The sequence below is a fragment of the Chryseobacterium sp. SIMBA_029 genome (genome assembly GCF_046535275.1).
Lineage (GTDB): Bacteria > Bacteroidota > Bacteroidia > Flavobacteriales > Weeksellaceae > Chryseobacterium.
The window spans coordinates 1-235 of the sequence record NZ_JAWRXA010000853.1 but is presented as its reverse complement, the minus strand read 5'-3'; the positions used below and the strand labels follow the sequence as shown (position 1 = coordinate 235).

1 protein-coding gene is annotated in these 235 nt (G+C 37.4%); it reads right to left on the bottom strand.

The window, feature by feature from the left end:
• The coding region (locus SB679_RS26295; RefSeq protein WP_410705369.1) for an NAD-dependent epimerase/dehydratase family protein at nucleotides 1-235 on the bottom strand (235 nt) is incomplete at both ends.

Below are 235 nucleotides of genomic sequence, written 5' to 3'. Positions count from 1 at the left end.
ATGTGCTTTGGAGTTGGTTCTCTTTAAAGCATCAACAAGATTTTGGGCTAGCCTAACATTCGTTTCGTAGATAACTTCTGCATTTTCGTGGCGGTTCATTGCAGCTAAATGCACAATAACATCACATGTTGCAACAAAGGCATCCAGAGCTTCTGTATTTTCGAAGTATTCTTTCTGAAAATCAACACGTTCAAATTCTTCAGGAAATAATCCTAAGGTATTATATAAATGCCGG